The 17,996-nt window shown below is 64.2% G+C and carries 17 protein-coding genes; 2 read left to right on the top strand and 15 right to left on the bottom strand.

The genetic code is table 11. The annotated features are described in order from the left end of the window. Positions 1-209 precede the first annotated feature (209 nt). From R2R70_RS17610 to R2R70_RS17600, 3 genes are all read right to left on the bottom strand, one after another. Positions 210-650, bottom strand: coding sequence for a VOC family protein (locus tag R2R70_RS17610; RefSeq protein WP_043333215.1), 441 nt, complete (start codon positions 648-650; stop codon positions 210-212). Positions 651-824: 174 nt separating this feature from the next. After that, positions 825-3,212: an FdhF/YdeP family oxidoreductase gene (locus R2R70_RS17605; RefSeq protein ID WP_410978623.1), complete on the bottom strand. Its 2,388-nt coding sequence runs from the start codon at positions 3,210-3,212 to the stop codon at positions 825-827. Between the two features lie 15 nt (positions 3,213-3,227). After that, complete coding sequence (locus R2R70_RS17600; RefSeq protein WP_052384488.1) at positions 3,228-4,019, bottom strand: formate dehydrogenase accessory sulfurtransferase FdhD; 792 nt, start codon at positions 4,017-4,019, stop codon at positions 3,228-3,230. 336 nt (positions 4,020-4,355) lie between these two features. On the opposite strand from R2R70_RS17600, the gene R2R70_RS17595 reads away from it, so the two are divergent. Continuing rightward, entirely contained in the window at positions 4,356-5,462 is a 1,107-nt protein-coding gene (locus R2R70_RS17595) for a rhodanese-related sulfurtransferase (protein ID WP_107335642.1), read from the top strand. 69 nt (positions 5,463-5,531) lie between these two features. Here R2R70_RS17595 and R2R70_RS17590 read toward each other — a convergent pair whose 3' ends face one another. The 8 genes from R2R70_RS17590 to R2R70_RS17555 all read right to left on the bottom strand — a co-directional run bounded on the left by R2R70_RS17590 (position 5,532) and on the right by R2R70_RS17555 (position 12,808). After that, complete coding sequence (locus tag R2R70_RS17590) at positions 5,532-6,419, bottom strand: LysR family transcriptional regulator (RefSeq protein WP_410978622.1); 888 nt, start codon at positions 6,417-6,419, stop codon at positions 5,532-5,534. A gap of 175 nt (positions 6,420-6,594) precedes the next feature. Beyond that, the gene (locus tag R2R70_RS17585; RefSeq protein ID WP_043333217.1) at positions 6,595-6,726 is read right to left on the bottom strand and encodes an entericidin A/B family lipoprotein; all 132 of its coding nucleotides are present in this window, start codon (positions 6,724-6,726) and stop codon (positions 6,595-6,597) included. A 151-nt stretch (positions 6,727-6,877) separates the two neighbouring features. After that, complete coding sequence (locus R2R70_RS17580) at positions 6,878-7,009, bottom strand: entericidin A/B family lipoprotein (RefSeq protein ID WP_131431188.1); 132 nt, start codon at positions 7,007-7,009, stop codon at positions 6,878-6,880. Between the two features lie 23 nt (positions 7,010-7,032). Beyond that, positions 7,033-7,164: an entericidin A/B family lipoprotein gene (locus R2R70_RS17575; protein ID WP_084589348.1), complete on the bottom strand. Its 132-nt coding sequence runs from the start codon at positions 7,162-7,164 to the stop codon at positions 7,033-7,035. Positions 7,165-7,229: 65 nt separating this feature from the next. Continuing rightward, complete coding sequence (locus R2R70_RS17570) at positions 7,230-8,225, bottom strand: zinc-dependent alcohol dehydrogenase family protein (RefSeq protein ID WP_054555249.1); 996 nt, start codon at positions 8,223-8,225, stop codon at positions 7,230-7,232. Between the two features lie 157 nt (positions 8,226-8,382). After that, positions 8,383-9,162 carry a sulfite exporter TauE/SafE family protein gene (locus tag R2R70_RS17565; protein ID WP_225347489.1) on the bottom strand — a complete coding sequence of 260 codons (780 nt, stop codon included), beginning with the start codon at positions 9,160-9,162 and terminating at the stop codon, positions 8,383-8,385. A 202-nt stretch (positions 9,163-9,364) separates the two neighbouring features. Beyond that, the gene (locus tag R2R70_RS17560; RefSeq protein WP_107336689.1) at positions 9,365-11,437 is read right to left on the bottom strand and encodes a TRAP transporter permease; all 2,073 of its coding nucleotides are present in this window, start codon (positions 11,435-11,437) and stop codon (positions 9,365-9,367) included. Between the two features lie 363 nt (positions 11,438-11,800). Next, complete coding sequence (locus R2R70_RS17555; protein ID WP_107335646.1) at positions 11,801-12,808, bottom strand: TAXI family TRAP transporter solute-binding subunit; 1,008 nt, start codon at positions 12,806-12,808, stop codon at positions 11,801-11,803. A 404-nt stretch (positions 12,809-13,212) separates the two neighbouring features. Here R2R70_RS17555 and R2R70_RS17550 point away from each other — a divergent pair, with 404 nt between their 5' ends. Next, complete coding sequence (locus R2R70_RS17550) at positions 13,213-13,641, top strand: HIT domain-containing protein (protein WP_054555248.1); 429 nt, start codon at positions 13,213-13,215, stop codon at positions 13,639-13,641. Positions 13,642-13,681: 40 nt separating this feature from the next. Here R2R70_RS17550 and R2R70_RS17545 read toward each other — a convergent pair whose 3' ends face one another. From R2R70_RS17545 to R2R70_RS17530, 4 genes are all read right to left on the bottom strand, one after another. Then, complete coding sequence (locus R2R70_RS17545) at positions 13,682-14,341, bottom strand: hypothetical protein (protein ID WP_410978621.1); 660 nt, start codon at positions 14,339-14,341, stop codon at positions 13,682-13,684. Between the two features lie 55 nt (positions 14,342-14,396). Continuing rightward, entirely contained in the window at positions 14,397-15,593 is a 1,197-nt protein-coding gene (locus R2R70_RS17540; protein WP_410978620.1) for a nickel/cobalt transporter, read from the bottom strand. Further along, entirely contained in the window at positions 15,583-16,344 is a 762-nt protein-coding gene (locus R2R70_RS17535; protein WP_410978619.1) for a DUF1007 family protein, read from the bottom strand. Before R2R70_RS17535 ends, R2R70_RS17540 begins: the two co-directional genes overlap by 11 nt. Positions 16,345-16,466: 122 nt before the next feature. Next, entirely contained in the window at positions 16,467-17,996 is a 1,530-nt protein-coding gene (locus R2R70_RS17530) for a sigma-54-dependent transcriptional regulator (RefSeq protein ID WP_131431186.1), read from the bottom strand.

The raw sequence follows: 17,996 nt of genomic DNA, 5'->3' as shown, positions 1-17,996 counted from the left end.
GGCGGGCAGCAAGAGAAAGGAAGAAGGTATAGCTGCCTGCCGCGATGGCACTCCACAAAGGCCGAGCACGACATGTCACACATCATGCTGCGGGGCTTATGAACTTCATTACATCATAAGCCCTGCTGGGCGATGCACCAGTCATAATTCGGCTATTGCGTTGCCTGGATGCGACGCTTACGCACACGTCAACATGCGGCCTTGCTTGCTTACCAGCTGCCAGTGTTGCTCATGGAGGCCCAGGGTTCCTGCGGCGCAAGGGCGTCACCGGCCTGCAGCAGCTCCAGCGAAATCCCATCCGGGCTCTTCACGAATGCCATGTGGCCGTCACGCGGCGGGCGATTGATGGTCACGCCGTTGTCCATCAGATGCTGACAGGTGGCGTAGATATCCTCGACGCGATAGGCCAGATGGCCGAAGTTGCGCCCACCTTCGTATTCTTCCGGGTCCCAGTTATGGGTCAGTTCCAGCATCGGCGCCTGCATCTCGCGGGCACGTTCGGCATCCTGCGGGGCTGCCAGGAAGATCAGCGTGAAGCGGCCCTTCTCGGAATCCTTGCGCGAGATCTCGACCATGCCGAGCAGGTCACGGAAGAAATGCAGTGAAGCGTCGACATCACGGATACGCAGCATGGTGTGCAGATATTGCATGGATCACTCTCTTGAACGGTGGTTGGGGCAGCACTGAGGACGGAAAAGACGTGCGCCGAGCGTAGCTGGCTCGGCGCACGGGAATATTCTAGACACACGACTGCCGCGCGACGAGTCTCCTCGCGGCACGGCAGTGTGATGATGCATGCACCCTGCTGCTGGCATCTCGCGCCGTCAGGCGATGCGTGAACTGCGCTCCAGACGTACGGGCACCGCCTTGGAGGATGGCGTGCCGGTATCAGCGCCGTGGCTTTCCAATGCGACCAGCACGTTGGTTTCCGGATAGTAGGCCCCGATGCAACCGGCCGGGATGTCGTACTCGACCAGACGGAACTGCGGCGCACGTCGCTCGCTGCCGTCCGGACGCGGCTCGCCGAGCATGTCGACCCAATCACCGTCGGCCAGCCCCAGCCGCGCCAGGTCTTCGCCATTGATGAAGATCACCCGCCGCTGACCCGACACGCCACGATAGCGGTCGTTGTAGCCGTAGACGGTGGTGTTGTACTGATCATGACTGCGCATGGTCTGCAGCGTCAGCCAGCCGTCACGCCGCGCCAGCTGTTGATGCATCACCGACTCCGGCAGCGGCATGTGCGAGAACTCGGCCAGGCCGCTGGAGGTCGGGAAGGCAAGCTCGCGTACCGGATTGGCGAGGTGGAAGCCGCGCTTGTGTGCCAGCCGTGCATTGAAGTCCGCGAAGCCGGGGATGACCGCCGCGATCTCGTCACGGATCAGATCATAGTTCTCGTTCAGGGCCTGCCAATCGACCGGATCACTGACCCCTCGCGCCGGCAGCACGCGCGCCAGGGTGGCACGCGCGATCGCCGCGATGATGCCGGGCTCGGAGCGCAATTCAGGGCTGGCCGGTGCCTTGATGCCGGCGCTGGAGTGCACCATCGACATCGAGTCCTCGACGCTGATGTGCTGGGAAGCCACCTGCGAGGAGCGATCGATCTCGCTGCGACCGAGACACGGCAGAATCAGCGCATCGGTCTGCTTGCCCATCACCAGATGACTGCGGTTGAGCTTGGTGCTGATCTGGACGTTGAGCTCGAGGTTGCGCATCGCGGCCTCGGTCCGCTCGCTGTCCGGCGTGGCACGCGTGAAGTTGCCGCCCAGCGCGATGAAGGTCTTCGCCTTGCCCTGCTCCAGCGCCGCCAGGCTCTCCACGGTGTTGTAGCCCTGCGCACGCGGCATGCTGACGCCGTAGCGCGCTTCCAGCGCATCGATCAGCCAGGCGGGCGCCTTCTCGTCGATGCCCATGGTGCGATCGCCCTGGACGTTGGAATGGCCACGCACCGGACAGGCCCCGGCACCGGGACGGCCGAAATGCCCCCCGAGCAACAGCAGATTGACGATCTCGCGCACACTCTCGACGGCATGCAGATGCTGGGTGATGCCCATCGCCCAGGTGCAGATGACGTTGCCGGCACCCGCGAAGATGGCGGCCGCCTCCTCGAGCTGAGCGCGCGTCAGGCCGGACTGGTCCTCGAGGGTTGCCCACTCGGTCGCCTCGACCAGCGCCTGCCAGGCCTCGACGCCCCGGGTATGCGCCTCGATGAAGCTGGCGGCGCGCGTGAATTCGCCGCGCGCCTCCATCGCGAACAGCGCCTTGGCCATGCCGCGCACCGCCGCCATGTCGCCGCCCATGCGCGGCTGGTAATAGCGATGGCTGATGGGCTGGCTGGAGAGGGTCATCATCTCCAGCGGCGACTGCGGGTCGGCAAAGCGTTCCAGCCCCCGCTCACGCAGCGGATTGAAGCTGACGATGCGCGCGCCACGCCGTGAGGCACGCCGCAGATCGCCCAGCATGCGCGGGTGATTGGTGCCGGGGTTCTGACCGAACACGAAGATGGCATCGGCGTGCTCGAAGTCCTCAAGCAGCACCGTGCCCTTGCCGACGCCGAGGCTCGCCTTCATGCCGACACCGCTGGCCTCGTGGCACATGTTGGAGCAGTCGGGGAAGTTGTTGGTGCCGAACAGACGCACGAAAAGCTGATAGAGATAGGCCGCCTCGTTGCTGGCACGTCCCGAGGTATAGAACAGCGCCTCATCCGGCGACGACAGCGCGCTGAGGTGCTCGGCGACAAGCTCGAAGGCCGCGTCCCAGCTGATCGGCATATAGCGATCACTGGCCGCGTCGTAGCGCATTGGCTCGGTCAGGCGGCCCTGATCCTCGAGCATGAAGTCGTCCCAGCCCAGCAGCTCCGTGACGGTGTGCTGAGCGAAGAAACGCGGCGTGACCCGCTTGGCGGTCACTTCCCAGGCCACCGCCTTGGCGCCGTTCTCGCAGAATTCGAAGGAGGAGCCGTGTTCCGGGTCTCCCCAGGCACAGCCGGGGCAGTCGAAGCCCTTGTCCTGATTGGCCTTGAGCAGGGAGCGCACGCTCTTCCACGGCGCCCTGGAGTGACTGACATGCTGACCGACGCTCTTGAGTGCACCCCAGCCACCCGCCGGCCCGGAATAGGCGGCAATACGCGGATGACGCGTCTGTTGCGCATCCTCGCGGGGCAGGCTGGCAGACGCAGGCGTCTCGATCTCGGGGGCAGCAATGTCGGTCATGTCAGGATCCACTGGCTAGGATGAACGGGGGCGATCAGCGTGACCGCTGAGCAATTCGAGTCGACGCCCGCGGTGAGCACAGATCAGATTGAGGTCGCAGGCGCGGGCGGTCTCGACGGCGAGTCGCGAGGGCACCGCGAGGGTGATCAGGGTCGGAATGCGCGCACGGATGGTCTTCTGCACCAGCTCCAGGCTGCAGCGGCTCGACACCAGCAACGCCTCGGGCCACACACCGCTGTCGAGGCTCATGCCGATCACGCGGTCCAGCGCATTGTGGCGACCGATATCGGCGCCCTGCGAGATCAGACCGCCTTCGGCGTCCAGCCCCAGCGCCAGATGCATGCCGCGGCGCGTGGCGCGCTCCAGGCGCTCCAGCCCACGCATCAGCGCATCGGGTGCCAGCGCTGCCCGTGGCGGCAGACGCATGAGCCCCGCCATCAGCTCCGCTTCGTCCTGCACGCCACAGGCGCCGCAACTCGAGACACTGCTCTCACGCCGCTGATGACGCTCGGCCTTGCGCGCCAGCGAGTCACTGACCTCAAGGCGCACCGCCAGCCCATGACGCAGCCGCGAGAGATGGATCGCCGAGACCTCGTCACGCCGCGTGATCCAGCCCGCGGTGAAGGCATGCCCCAGCGCCAGCGGCTCAAGGGCCTCTGGACTGGCCAGCAAGGTGCCCATCGCGGTGTCATTGAGCGCCAGGCTCACCGGTAGCTCCGATGGGCCATCCAGCTCGCGCAGCGGCACCTCGCGGGCATCCGCGTAGCCTGCAGCGCCTGGCGCCTGTTGATAGAGCGAATCTTTCATTACGGCTCTCCGTGGCGCAGATGTGTGGCGAGAATGGTGCACGCAACCCTCACCCGACCTCTGCGCAATATGGGAATATCCTACCGCCATGCCATGAGGGCGACCAATTGAGCCGAGCCGCCAATTGATAGACACCGCCAATGAAGATGACGTCCAGCCGGTGACAGGCATGCGGGCCATCGCGGTGGGCGAGAAATTCGCGCGCGAGTCGCGTAAAATGCGTCGCCGACCCTTGAGGGTGCGCTTGCTGTCGCGATATCCCCCGTCCGCCGGCCGCTCTCTTCTCTCGATCATCCTGCTCCGGATTTACGTTCCGGCCCGCATGAGGACCTTCGCATGACCGACACTCCCGACCTGACTGCCGCATCTGATCAGGCCAGCGCCCCGCAGCTGACCAGCACGGCTGCCTCCGCCCGCCCCAGCCCGCTGGCGCCGCAGCATGTGGTCTGCGCGCTCTACAAGTTCGTCACCCTCGAGGACTTCGAGGCGCTGCGCGACCCGCTGCTGGCGGTGATGAACGAGCACGCCATCCGCGGCACCCTGCTGCTGGCCCGCGAAGGCATCAACGGCACCGTGTCCGGCTCACGCGCGGGCATCGATGCGCTGCTCGCCTGGCTGACCAGCGACCCGCGTCTGGCCGAGCTCGACACCAAGCAGTCACTGGCCGAGCAGGCGCCCTTCCTGCGTGCCAAGGTCAAGCTCAAGCGCGAGATCGTCACCATGGGCGTCGAGGGCATCGACCCGCGTCACACCGTCGGGACCTATGTGGAGCCGAAGGACTGGAATGCGCTGATCTCCGATCCTGAAGTGCTGCTGATCGACACGCGCAATGACTATGAAGTGGAAGTGGGGACCTTCGCCGGTGCCGTCAACCCGAACACCACGGCCTTCCGTGATTTCCCGGACTACGTCTCGCGTGAGCTGGACCCGACACAGCACCGCAAGGTGGCGATGTTCTGCACCGGCGGCATTCGCTGCGAGAAGTCCACGGCCTATCTCAAGGAGCAGGGCTTCGATGAGGTCTATCACCTCAAGGGCGGCATCCTGAAGTATCTGGAAGAGGTGCCCGAGGAAGAGACGCTGTGGCAGGGCGAGTGCTTCGTGTTCGATGAGCGCGTCACCGTCGACCACCAGCTGCGTCCCGGCCAGTACGACCAGTGCCATGCCTGCCGCCTGCCGATCACCGAGGAAGACAAGCAGAGCGAGCGCTACCAGAAAGGCGTCAGCTGCCCGCGTTGCTACGACAAGCTGAGCGACGCCCAGAAGGCGCGTTTCGCCGAGCGCGAGAACCAGATTCGCCTCGCCAGAGAACGTGGCGAAGCCCACCTGGGCATGGATGCCGTCGCCCAGATGCAGGCACGGCGCGATGCCAAGCAGCAGCAGCGTGAAGCCGCCCGTCGTGCCGCGCTGGAGGCCAGCAAGAAGTCCGGCGAGAAGAGCTGATAGCAGCCAACGTCGCTTTCGCTACCCGAACACCCCGTCTCGACGGGGTGTTCTGCGTTGCAGGCTCACTCAATCGGCCACACCCGCCGAGTGAGGCAGCGAACGCAGCAGCTCCAGCACGGCATTCAGCCGTCGGCTGCGCTGCTGGCCACTGCGCCACAACAGCCCGACCGTCTCGCCCTCACCGGGCAGTCGACGCGCGACCAGCCCTTCACCAAGCCGCGAATCGGCCAGGTTCTCCGCCAGCACGCTGACTCCCAGGCCAGCCTCCAGCATCACGCCGAGGCCGGAAATCGAATTGGCCTCCAACAAGGGCGAGGGCTGCAGCCCCAGCAGCTCGAACTGCTGATTGAGGCGCCGCCGCTGCTGCATCTCCGGCGTCAGCAACACCAGCGGGTAGTCACGCAGGCACTCCCACTGCGGCGCGTCGGGCAGGCGGAAATGCGCCTGACTGGCGATCAAGGCCGAATGCTCCTGATAGAGCGGCCGACAGGCGAAGCCGCTCATGGCCGGCGCCGCAGGGTAGCCGACCGCAAGATCCAACTCGCCATCCTCGAGCCCCTGGGCCAGCGATGAGGTCGACAGCTCGCGCAGGCGCAGCGAGAGCTGCGGAAAGGCCTCACGCAGCCGCGGCAGAAACTCGCCGACCGCCGCCAGCGCCGACGGCACCACGCCCAGTGACAGGCGGCCGGTCAGCACCGCGCCCGGCGACAGGTCTCCCTTCAGCTCATCCAGCTCGGCGAGAATGCGCCGTGCGTGGGTCAGCACGCGCTCCCCTTCCGGCGTGAAGCCCTCGAAGCGATGGCCGCGCAATATCAGCGCCGTGCCCAGCTCCTCCTCGAGCTGCTTGAGGCGCGCCGACAGCGTCGGCTGGGTGACATGACAGACCCGTGCGGCGCGACCGAAATGGCGCTCACTGGCCAGCGCGACCAGAAAACTCAACTGTCGATGATCCATGTCGGGCCCTTGGCTCGCGGTGGCGGGAGTGACGTACGCTGGGGGCGCATGCCGTCAGCGGTATGATGACGCAAGGCGGCCCGTCAGTCAGCACGCCTGCATGTCTGGCGATCAGACACGAAAACGCCCGGCGCGATGGCCGGGCGTTGGATATCACCACTATCCGGGGCGTCGCTTATTGAGCGGCGTCCTGGACAGCTTCGCCAGCATGCTCGACATCCTGGCCGGCACCGTCAACGGTGTTGCAGCCGGAAAGCGCGGCCAGAGTGAAGAAAGAGGCGAAGATGAGTGCAATGGTGCGGGACATGGTCATGCTCCTTGCGGTAGTGAATATCGAGAAATCTCGTAAAGACGCCAGTTCCTGCGCCTCTACCCTCATACCTTGGGCCGCCCCATAGGCTTTCAAGGGGTGAGATTCATGTTTTGTTCACTCGCCGCCCATGTCATGGACAGTGCCATCAACTGGCCGATTCCTCGATGGAACCCCCAAGGTGTTCGAGATCTTCCCCGAAACCTTCCACGGTATTGCAGCCACCCAACAGCAGGCCGATCAGCAGCGCGGTGCCAGTCATCATCATGAATCGTCGCATGGGCATTCCTCTCTCTCGGGCAATCAGCTGGCGGCGTTGTCGATCGAACCGCCCAGATGCTCCAGGTCCTTGCCGAAACCGGCCACGGTATTGCAGCCGGCCAGACTCACACTAGCCACCAACAGGGCAGCCACCATCAAACGCGTCATTCTCATCACTTCTCTTCCTGATCAACGGCCAATGAAGGTAAGACACCCTCACTGACCGAAGGTGCCAATACTCAACGATTTACCAGCAGAATCTTGCCCAGCGCCTCGCCGGACTCCAGTAGCTCATGCGCCTTGGCGACGTCACGGAAGCTGAACTGGTGCTCGTCGAGCAGCGGACGTACCGCGCCGGCCTCCAGCATCTCGCTCAGGGCGTTGAGCAGCTCCGGCTGGTCGTCCATGCCGATACCGGTCAGCAGCGGTACCGAGCGGAAGATGACGTGCAGCGACAGGTTCTTGGAGTGCAGCTGGGTCAGGTCGTGGGTCGAGCGGGTATTGATGGAGCACAGACGACCGGAGGTCGCGGTGGCCTCGATGGAGCGATCCAGGTTGTCGCCACCGACGGTGTCGAAGACCAGATCGAAGCCACGCCCGGAGGTCAGGCGCGTCACGTAGTCCGCGACCGCTTCCTCGCGGTAGTTGATGATCTCGTCGGCGCCCAGCTGGCGCGCCAGGTCCGCCTTAGCTTCGCTGGACACGGTGGTGGTGACATGCGCGCCGAGATACTTGGCGATCTGTACCGCGACATGGCCGACGCCGCCGGTGCCGGCGTGGATCAGCACGTGCTCGCCTTCCTTGATCTGACCGCGCGAGACCAGCGCTGTCCAGGCCGTCAGGAACACCAGCGGCAAGGCCGCGCACTCTTCCAGCGTCAGCGCCGCCAGGCTCGGGCGCTTCACGATCACACGGGTGTCGGCGATCATATAATCGGCCAGAGCACCCTGCCAGCCCTTCACGCCACCGGCACAACCCAGCACTTCATCCCCGACGGAGAAGTCCGACACGCCTTCGCCGACGGCATCGATCACCCCGGAGACATCGCCATTGAGAATGGCCGGGAATTCCGGGTGCGACTTGACCAGCCCGCTGCGCAGCTTGGTCTCGATGGGGTTGATGCTGGAAGCCGTCACCTTGATACGCACCTGCCCCCGCGCCGGTGTCGGGGTCTCCAGTTCGCGCTCGACGAACACTTCGGGACCGCCGTACTGCTCGATGACCATGGCTTGCATGAGGAAAGACTCCTGAACGATGAAGGAAGAGACGCCATAGCCGGGCTCGGCGCCATCATGAATAGGGGGTGAGCGGCGTGCCGGTGTGTCGACAGGACAGACTGGCATTTCGCTCAGATTACCGCGAGCTTACTCCGTGTCGTGCATAAGGTCAGCATCAGGTCAGCGCCAGCTTTAGCACGATGATGAAGATGACCGCGACCGTCAGCCACTTGACCCACCGCGCGCCCGCGGGACTCATGTTGACCCGCGCGCCGAGGAAGGCGCCGCTCATGTTGCCGACCGCCAGTACCAGACCGTAGGCCCAGCGCACCTGACCATCGAACACGAACACCGCCAGCGCCGGCAGGGTATACATCAACACGATGAAGACCTTGAAGACGTTGACCTGGGTCAGGTCGATCTTGAGCAGCCGGTAGAGCACCACGATGAACAGCACGCCGACACCGACCTGGATGAAGCCACCATAAATGCCGATGCCGAACATCGCCAGCAACACCACGGGCGTGATGCGCTCCGGCGTCAGTTCACGGGTGTCGATGCGCGGCGTCGGCAGCAGCATCATGATCGAGCACACCACCATCACCACGATCAGGACGCTCTCGAAGGCCTCGGCACTGATGCGGGTCGCCAGCCAGGCCCCCAGCATGGCGCCTGCCACGGCGGGTACGGCCAGCCGCCAGGCGACGCCCATGTTGTGCGCGCCCGCCTTGAGGAAGGTGCTGGTCGCGGTCGCACTCTGCAACGCGATCGCCACGCGGTTGGTGGCATTGGCCTGCGCAGGTGGCAGACCGAGAAACATCAACAATGGCAGCGTCAGCATCGAGCCACCCGCCGACAGCACATTGATGAAACCGGCCACGCCACCCAGTGCGATCAGCGCCACTACGCTGATCAGATCAAGGCCGCTGGTCAGCCCTGCAACATCCGACATCATGCCGACATTCCTTGTCCCGCCATCCCGTTGAGTGAAGACGCCCGCGGCAAACAGGCCCCAGAGCGCGCGATGCCCGACACACCACCCTCGCGACTGAGCGGGGGAAAGTGATGCCGGGCATCGTTCATAGCATATCGCGTCGCATCACGCCTGCTTCAGCCACATGGACTGACGCGTCTGGCGCTCATCCGACACGCCTGGCTCAGTGCGCCAGCGCTTCCTGCCGGCCACTCTGACGCACGCTGTAGGTCAGCACGCCCAGGAAGATGACCAGACCCGCGAGATCGTAGGTCAGCTGACCATGCGGCCACAGCATCAGTGCACCGAGCGGGAACATCGCCAGACGCAGCCACCAGGGCAGTTCGTGCTCCAGATAGCCTTCCAGGCCCGCGACGATGGCGTAGATCCCGAACAGCGCGAACACGAACACCGTCAGCATCTCGCCGATGTCACCGGAGATCAGCGGGCTCCAGGCGAACAGCAGCGGCACGATGTAGAGGCCCTTGGCGATCTTCCAGGCCATCAGGCCGGTCTTCATCGGCGGTGTGCGGGCGATCGCGGCTGCCGCGAAGGCGGTCAGGCAGACCGGCGGTGTGACGTTGGAATCCTGGGACAACCAGAAGATGATCATGTGGGCACTCACCAGCGCCATGGTCAGCACGTGCGGCGACAGCGCCTGCTCATACAGCTGGCTCTGGAAGGTATCCGGCACCAGCGCCAGCAGTTCGCGGGCGGCGTCCATGCTCATCGGCGCGCCCAGCAGGTCCAGCTTGTCCGGTGCGGCCAGCATGAAGATGGCCTTGGCCTGCTCCGGCAGGTTGCCCGCCGCCAGCAGATCCACCAGCTGGGAATGGGCGATCAGGTTGTAGAGCGCCGGGGCGGACAGCGTGCCCAGCACGATATAGGACGCCGTCACCGGCAGGCCCATGCCCAGAATCAATGACGCCAGCGCGATCAGGATGATGGTGATCAGCAGGCTGCCCCCCGCCCAGTCGGTAATCATCAGCGAGAAGGTGTTGCCGATACCGGTGGTGGAGACGACGTTGACGATCAGGCCGACGGTGATCAGCAGGATCGCCGTGGTGGTCATGTTGCGCACCCCGGCCAGCATCGCCTCGATGATGTCGCCGAGCTTCATCGGATTCTTCGACAGCCACGAGGCCGCGATGACGGACAGGATCGCGATGCCGGCGGCGTAGGTCGGCGTGAAGCCGTAGATCAGCGCGCCGACCAGCACGAACAGCGGTGCCAGATAGTGCCAGCCATCCTTGAGCACGTCCTTGAGGCGCGGGCCCTGCGGGTCGTCCAGCGCCGTGGCGTCGGAGCGCTTGGCCTCGATGCGCACGAACATGGCCACCGACAGGAAGTAGAGCAGCGCCGGCAAGGCGGCTACGCCGACGATGGTCAGGTACGGCACCTGGGTGTAGGACGCCATGATGAAGGCGCCCGCGCCCATCACCGGCGGCATCAGCTGGCCACCGGTCGAGGCAGCGGCCTCGACGCCTGCCGCGAAGCGCGCCGGGAAGCCGGCACGGCGCATCAGCGGAATCGTGATCACACCGGTGGAGACGGTGTTGGCGACACTCGAACCGGACACCGAGCCCATCAGGCCGGAGGCGAACACCGCCACGAAGCCCGGGCCACCCTTGAAGCGACCCGCCGCGCAGCGCGCCAGATCGATGATGAAGTCACCCGCGCCGGACTTGACCAGAAAGGCCCCGAACAGGATGAACATGAACACGTAGGACCAGGAGATGCGCGCGATGGAGCCCAGCATCCCTTCGCCACCGATGAAGCTTCTGAACAGCACCGTCTCCCAGGTCAGGCCCGGGAAGTTGAACACGCCACCGACATACTTGCCCCACCAGGCCACGTAGGTCAGCGCGATCAGACACAGCACCGGAATGAACCAGCCGGTGGTGCGACGCGCGAACTCGAGGATCAGGCCGACCGCGACGATGGAGACCACCCAGTCCGCGGTGGAGAACACCACGCCACGGTCATAGAGCGCATCCTCGAAGCCGATCAGGTAGAGGCCACAACCCAGTGCCGCCAGCCCCAGCATGACATCCACGCCCAGCACCCAGCGCTTGGCACCATCACTGGCCGGCGTCAGCATCGGAATGGTCAGCGCGCACAGCAGACCGAACAGGCCGTAGTGCAAGGCGCTCACCCACAGCTCCGACAGGGTCGAGACGGTGTTGAAGTACAGGTGCACCAGACAGATGACGATGGAGATCACGAAGACGGCACGCCCCAGCCAGGGCAGCTCCATGCGCCACGGCGCAGCTTCGGCGGATTCGTCGCGCACACCGGAGAGATCCGGCTCCTGCGCTTCGCTATCGGTGGGACGAGAGGGCTCTGGCGAGCGGGAATCATGCATGGCGTTGCCTCAAAACGGGATCAGACAGCGATGGCGCAGCGGCGACTTGCGTCACCATGCGCCCGGGCTTGCGAGGAGAATACGGGCTTCTACAGCAATCAATCGTGGGCACTGCTCTGGTCCTGCGCCTCACCTTGCCCACGCGGGGCAGTGCCATGGCGCCGGACCGGCGGTGGTTTATTGGTCTGGGAAACTGCGCTGCCCTCACCGCCGCCAGAGGCGAGCGATGAGGGCAGCGGGAACATCAGGTGTGGATCACTCGGCGATCAGGCGCGCCGGAATCTCGATGCCCTGCTCCTTGAAGTAACGTGCGGCACCCGGGTGCAGCGGCAGCGGCAGGCCCGCGATGGCCTTGTCGATGGCCATGGCCTTGGTGGCCGGGTGGATGTTGTTCAGGAACGGCAGGTTCTCGTACATGGTCTTGGTGATCTGATAGACGTCTTCTTCGGAGACATCGTCACGCACCACCAGGATGTTCGGCTGGGCGATGGTGTTGATCGCCTCGTCCTGGCCCGGGTAGGTGCCAGCGGCGATTTCGTACGGAGTCCACAGCTCGAACTGGGAGTTGACCTTGGCCAGCTGCTCTTCGGTGAAGTCCAGCGTGGTGATCTCGCCGCCCAGGTTGGCGTAGGCACGGGTCACGGCGGAGGCCGGTGCGCCGGCCGGAATGTTCATGCCGTCGATGTTGCCGTTCTGCATCGCATCGGCGCTCGGGCCATAGCCCATGTAGGCCAGATCCATCTTGTCGGCATTGATGCCCAGCTGCTCGAGGATGAAGCGACCCGAACCTTCGGTACCGGAGTTCTTCTTGCCGATGGAGAAGCTCTTGCCGTAGAAGTTGGTCATGTCCTCGATGGTGCCGGACTTGACCTCATCATTGCGGGCCACGAAGTGCTCGACGTTCTGCCACAGCATCGAGATGCTGCGCAGGTTCTTGTGCGCCTTGTTGACCGGCGGGGTGCCATTCCATGCCCAGGCGCCGTAGAGGCCCTGGATGATGCCGAACTGGGCCTGGTCCTCTTCCATCAGCTTGAGGTTCTCGCCGGAACCGGCAGAGGAGATCGCGGACACGGAGATGCCGGCGGTCGGCTCGAGCTTGACCTTGATCAGCGTGGAGAGTGCCACGCCGACCGGGTAGAAGGTGCCACCGGTGGTGGCGGTACCCATGATGTACTTGCCTTCCGCCTGAGCCACGGCACTGAGACCAAGAGAGGCTGCGATGGCGAGACCGAGACCGGCCTTGAGGAACTGGCGCTTTTGCATGGAGTGACTCCTTGGCGAACCTGCCGGGCGCAGGTTGAGCATTCTTGTAATGTGGGTAGGCAGACGGACATTGCGGCTGAGCAGGCTCTGGCCCTGGGCGGTGCTGGCCATGTCGCGACCGACAATGCGCAAGGTAGCCCTCTTTTGCGTGGGGCGTTCGTTGCGAGCCTCTGCATCAGCGTAGGAAGAAGGTTAGCAACTGTCCGCGCGGCGCGGTATTTGGCGATGGGGGCATTGCGCAGCCTCCACAGCGCGCACGGGCAATCCGCAAAGTGGCAGGATTCTGCCGATCTGGTCACACTGAGGGCATTCGCGGGCGTTTACGCCAGGGAGTCCGCCACGATTCGGGTTACCCTTTGCCCTCGACTCACGCCCGCCCTGCTCCATCCGATCAAGGAGAGACGATGACCCCCTTCAGCCTTCACCCGCAGCTGGACGCCGACACCCACTTCGTGGCCGACCTGCCGCTGTGCACCGTGCGCCTGATGAATGATGCGCGCTATCCGTGGCTGGTACTGATTCCGCGCCGCGATGCCATCCGCGAGATCTACGAGCTGGACAGCAGCGCCCAGCAGCAGCTGTGGCAGGAAACCACCCAACTGGGCGAGCTGCTGATGACGGTAAGCGGCGGCGAGAAGCTCAATATCGGCGCACTGGGCAACATGGTGCCGCAGCTGCACATGCACGTGATCGCCCGCCGCAGCGATGATGCAGCCTGGCCGGGGCCGGTGTGGGGCGTCGGCACGGCAGAGCCCCACGACAGCGAAGCGCTGACGGTGCTGGTCGACACTCTGCGCATGAAGATCGCCGAGCTGCCGAGCTATTCCTACTAGAGAATTTGACAATACTTGAGCATGTCAGGAATTGGCATGCTCATATTAAAGAGCAATCACGTTTATTGGGTGGGTTATTGTCCAACATCGCTTTAGCAAACCCCTTCATCTCTTTTATAATTTTATCTACAAACTCATCATGCACAATCAAATAATCCCTCGCGTAGCTCTCCACGTGTAACCCTGATTCTCTATCAACAAATCTGGCAACTGCTATATTCTTTTTCTTATCTATGCACCCTCCGGCATGAGCAATCAAATTCCGAATAAACACTAGATCCTTGATAAAACTCCATGCAGGATTTTTAACCGGTAAAGAGATCTCCCCCTGTTGCTTTAAATATTCTTTAGCTCGGTCAAGTATCCCTTGTTTTTTATTTCTTTCAAACGGCAAATATGGCTCACAGCAGTGAGCTTCAACAGAATTGACCAGTTTAATCAAAAAATCTTCAAACAAAGACACCAGCATTAAAACATGTGCTTTATTTTGATGCTGCGGGAACTCATCTGAAATATAGTACGAGAGATCCGATCGATAATCATAACCTTTTACTCCTTCTTCACTCACTACACCACAATCATAATTCTTTGTTTCTTCATGCCACATTCGACGCGCTGCCTTGACATAAACATCATAACAGTCAAGCTCATTATAAAAATATGCCACTACTTGATATGGAGGTAGTTTATCCTTCGCCATAGACTCTTCCCCTATAATTAAAGAAGTCATCACAAACCTAGGCTTAGCTCATGATTTAAATACTTTTATGATTATCTTCAACTGGCGCCGAGCGATCGAAGGGCGAAGCACCGCGACCGGTGGGAGAGTCCAGCGCCTTGAGACTGCTGGCGACCAGCAGAGCACCAAAGACCGTGATGATGATGCCGCCGAGCAGCCCGACCAGCGCCGCCCACGGCCACTGACGGCGCGTGCGGCCGTTTGAGTGCGGCCCACCCAGGCGCGAGCCGGCCGCCGCCAGGCGGCCGCTGGCCTTCATGATCAAGGTGGCCATCGCCACGCTGCCCACCGTCAGCGCGGTGCCCAATGACATCGCCAGCACCGCCAGCACGCCGCTGCCGACCATGTTCAGCGCCAGCGCGGCCAGCAAGACCAGAATCGCGCCGGAACACGGCCGCAGGCCGATCGCCAGCACCGCCATGCCCATGGTGCGCCAGTCGCCACTGGCCTGCTCCGCCGTCACGCCATGCGCATGGCCGCAACCACAGTCATGCCCGTGTGAATGAGCGTGGCCGTGAGAGTGAGAATGTGAGTGGTCGAGGCCAGGCGACGGCTCGAACGCCAGCCCCTGCATCGCTGGCGCCTGCGGCGCTCCCGCGCTAGAGACAGGCTGTGCCCTGACAACACGCCATAGCGTGCGAGCGGCGCGCCACAGCAGCAACAGCCCCAGTACCAGCACCCCGAGATGACTGAGCAGGGTGACCTTCTCGACCTGCCCGAGCACATCGCGCCCCGCCCAGTCGAGCAGCCCCGCCCCGAGACCGACCAGCACCAGCGCACTGACGCCCTGCAGCAAGGCCGCCAGCAGCGACAGCCACAGCGCACGGCGCCGAACGATGGGCTGGCTGACCAGCAGCGTACTGATCACGACCTTGCCATGCCCGGGGCCCGCGGCATGCAGCACGCCATAGGCGAAGGACAGCCCGATCAGCGCCCAGGGCGTGCCGGGATGCGCGGCAAGCTCACTCATGGCACGCCCCAGCGAGCGCTGGAAACGCGATTGCTCGGCAAAGACCCACCCCAGCGCCTCGCCCCAGCCCTGCACCAGGCTTGGCCAGAGCGCCATGCCCAGCACGAGCAGCCCGCAGCCAACCGCCAGCCAGCCGGCCAGGCGCCGCCCCCGCGACGAGGCCGGTTTCAGCAGGCCATCACGCATGCCCTTGAGGCTCTTGATATCGCCAAGTCCGCTGGTGTCCTTCGGCTCACTGCTCATCAGCCACCTCACAGCTGACACTGCCGACCTCGGCGAAGTACTGGCCGAGATCCATCGGTGCGGTGGCATTGATATCCAGCATCGAGGCCTCGGCGACCTTGGACGGGTCCGGGTCGGCCGGCGTGATGCCCGGCGTGCAGCTCAGCGCCGAGTCCTGCCCTTCCAGCCCGCTCACCACCAGTCCTTGCTGCACGGCGATGGCATCCGGGTCATGCAGAATCTCGATGTAATAGGTGGGGTCATAGATACGATAACTGAGGGTATGGCCAGCCATCGCCACCGGCTCGGCCAGCGGCAGCTCCATCTGGAAGGCGACACGCTCACCCTTGAGCCAGGTGGTCTGGCGCGTCGCCTTGCCAAGCGCCACGGGTTCGCCGTCCAGCGTGACATGGGTGTAGTAATCGAACTGCGACAGATTGGCCAGAATCTCGCTGCCCAGCACATCGAGGCGCTGCTCCATGCTGCTATCGTCCTCGAGCGCGGCCAGCTCCTGACGCAGCGTCAGGCTGTAGAAGGGGTCGAGCAGCCAATACTGGCGCATCGCGACGGCCCGCCCCTGGTCATCGAGGCGCAGTATCACCCGCAGATCGACCCAGCCATGCGGATGCGCGGCGGCAGGCTGACTGGCCACCAGGGTGCCCAGCATCAGCAACGGCGTCAGCCAGGCTACGGGGCGCAGGCCATGACGAGACGGGAAACGCGCCAGCGCGGACGACAGCGCCGCCACCAGGCGATGAACAGCAACAGACATCGGGAAACTCCGGCAGAACGTCACGGGGACGACAGGAAGGGGTTGGCAGGATGTTACTTCATGACAAAACGGGCGGCATCCCGACGCAGCCCGAGGACACCTTCGACAGGCTTTGATGGCGGTCAGTTCGCCGAATCATCATGGCCATGGCGAAAGTCTTCACGGCGCAGCCCGTATTTGTGCATCTTGAGATTGAGCGTACGCCGCGGCAGTGCCAGCTCTTCCAGCACCTGAGCGATGTTGCCGCGTGCACGGGTCAAGGCGGCGCGAATCAAGGTCGACTCGAACATCGCCACCTGTGCCGCCAGCCCATGCTCCTCGCTGCTCGCCAGCGCCTCGTCGCTCGCCCCATTGCCGACCTCGCCTGCGTCCTGCTCCGCTGAGGCATTGCCCAGCGCGGATGACTGCCGCGTTATGGGCGATTCCCCCAGCACCACGCGGCGACTGGCGGCCTGGCGCAGCTGCCACAGATTGCCCGGCCAGTCCGCCGCCATCAATGCGGCCAACTCACCGCTGGCGAAGGGTTGCGCCTCCACCTCATGCACCTCGGCGGCCTGACGGCTGAAATGGGCCATCAGCAACGGAATGTCCTCGCGCCGCTCACGCAGGGCGGGGGTCGTCAGCTCGATCTCGGCCAGTGCATGCCCCAGGGTGCGCGTCAGCGGCCCGCTTGCCATCACGTCGCCCACGCTGCACTGCGCGCTGCACACCAGCCGTGGCGCCTGTCGGGCGCCGTCCTCACGCGCGGCGATCCAGCCATCCAGCCACTGCCATTGCGCGCCACTCAGGTGGTCCACCTCATGCAGCAGCAAGGTATTGGCCGCAGGCCATGCCGCGAGCGCATCCTCGACCGCGCTCGCCAGTGCCTCCGCGCCCTCTGCCCTGGCTTGCGACAGGGGCGCGCATTCCACTCGCGCCAGCAAGGCCGCCGCCGCCGTCGGCATGGCAGCAGATGAGGGCAACACGTCAGCAGGCGGCGCATGCTCGGCCAGTGCCAGCGCCAGAGTGCTGCGCCCGCTGCCCGCCTCGCCGCTGATCCAGACGCGCGCCGGGTGCCCGCGCAATTCAAGCAGTCGCTCACGCAGCTGGCGAATCTGACGGCTCTCGCCCCGCAGCAGACCACTGAGGCCGCGCACGCTCAAGCGGCGGCGCAGGCGTTGGTTTTCATCACTCAGACGCCGCCCCGCCAGCGCCTGACGCAGCTTGAGCTCCAGCGCTTCGGGGTCAAACGGCTTCTCGATGAAATCGCGCGCGCCGCCTTGCATCGCGGCAACGGCCGTGGCGACATCGCCGTGACCGGTCATCATCAGCACCGGCAGCTCCGGCGCCTTTAGTGCAAGCCGCGCCAGCAGCGTCAGGCCATCCATGCCCGGCATGCGGATGTCGCTGATCACCACACTGACCGGCTCGGCGGCGGCCAGGGCTTCCAGCAGCGCCTCGGCGCGCGAGAAGCAGCGCAGGTGGATCTCGGCCAGCTCCAGCCACTGAGCAAGGGATTCGCGCACCGCCGGGTCGTCATCCACCAGCCACACCGGCGCCTCGCGGGTCAGATCGCTGTCCTGCTGCAGGCGCAGCTCTGCCGGGTCCAGGCCCGTGGCGGCAAACTCCTCTGCGCCCTCGAAGCCATCGCTGTCGTGCGTATAGCCTGTCAT

The sequence above is a fragment of the Cobetia sp. SIMBA_158 genome, assembly GCF_046566945.1.
GTDB lineage: Bacteria > Pseudomonadota > Gammaproteobacteria > Pseudomonadales > Halomonadaceae > Cobetia > Cobetia amphilecti.
This window is presented reverse-complemented; position numbering and strand designations above follow the sequence as displayed.

Excerpts from the sequence above, each read along its gene's own strand:
- R2R70_RS17610 (WP_043333215.1), bottom strand. The coding sequence starts at position 650 with ATGCAATATCTGCACACCATGCTGCGTATCCGTGATGTCGACGCTTCA.
- R2R70_RS17605 (WP_410978623.1), bottom strand. The coding sequence starts at position 3,212 with ATGACCGACATTGCTGCCCCCGAGATCGAGACGCCTGCGTCTGCCAGC.
- R2R70_RS17600 (WP_052384488.1), bottom strand. The coding sequence starts at position 4,019 with ATGAAAGATTCGCTCTATCAACAGGCGCCAGGCGCTGCAGGCTACGCG.
- R2R70_RS17595 (WP_107335642.1), top strand. The coding sequence starts at position 4,356 with ATGACCGACACTCCCGACCTGACTGCCGCATCTGATCAGGCCAGCGCC.
- R2R70_RS17590 (WP_410978622.1), bottom strand. The coding sequence starts at position 6,419 with ATGGATCATCGACAGTTGAGTTTTCTGGTCGCGCTGGCCAGTGAGCGC.
- R2R70_RS17585 (WP_043333217.1), bottom strand. The coding sequence starts at position 6,726 with ATGTCCCGCACCATTGCACTCATCTTCGCCTCTTTCTTCACTCTGGCC.
- R2R70_RS17580 (WP_131431188.1), bottom strand. The coding sequence starts at position 7,009 with ATGCGACGATTCATGATGATGACTGGCACCGCGCTGCTGATCGGCCTG.
- R2R70_RS17575 (WP_084589348.1), bottom strand. The coding sequence starts at position 7,164 with ATGAGAATGACGCGTTTGATGGTGGCTGCCCTGTTGGTGGCTAGTGTG.
- R2R70_RS17570 (WP_054555249.1), bottom strand. The coding sequence starts at position 8,225 with ATGCAAGCCATGGTCATCGAGCAGTACGGCGGTCCCGAAGTGTTCGTC.
- R2R70_RS17565 (WP_225347489.1), bottom strand. The coding sequence starts at position 9,162 with ATGATGTCGGATGTTGCAGGGCTGACCAGCGGCCTTGATCTGATCAGC.
- R2R70_RS17560 (WP_107336689.1), bottom strand. The coding sequence starts at position 11,437 with ATGGAGCTGCCCTGGCTGGGGCGTGCCGTCTTCGTGATCTCCATCGTC.
- R2R70_RS17555 (WP_107335646.1), bottom strand. The coding sequence starts at position 12,808 with ATGCAAAAGCGCCAGTTCCTCAAGGCCGGTCTCGGTCTCGCCATCGCA.
- R2R70_RS17550 (WP_054555248.1), top strand. The coding sequence starts at position 13,213 with ATGACCCCCTTCAGCCTTCACCCGCAGCTGGACGCCGACACCCACTTC.
- R2R70_RS17545 (WP_410978621.1), bottom strand. The coding sequence starts at position 14,341 with ATGGCGAAGGATAAACTACCTCCATATCAAGTAGTGGCATATTTTTAT.
- R2R70_RS17540 (WP_410978620.1), bottom strand. The coding sequence starts at position 15,593 with ATGAGCAGTGAGCCGAAGGACACCAGCGGACTTGGCGATATCAAGAGC.
- R2R70_RS17535 (WP_410978619.1), bottom strand. The coding sequence starts at position 16,344 with ATGTCTGTTGCTGTTCATCGCCTGGTGGCGGCGCTGTCGTCCGCGCTG.
- R2R70_RS17530 (WP_131431186.1), bottom strand. The coding sequence starts at position 17,996 with ATGACAGGCTATACGCACGACAGCGATGGCTTCGAGGGCGCAGAGGAG.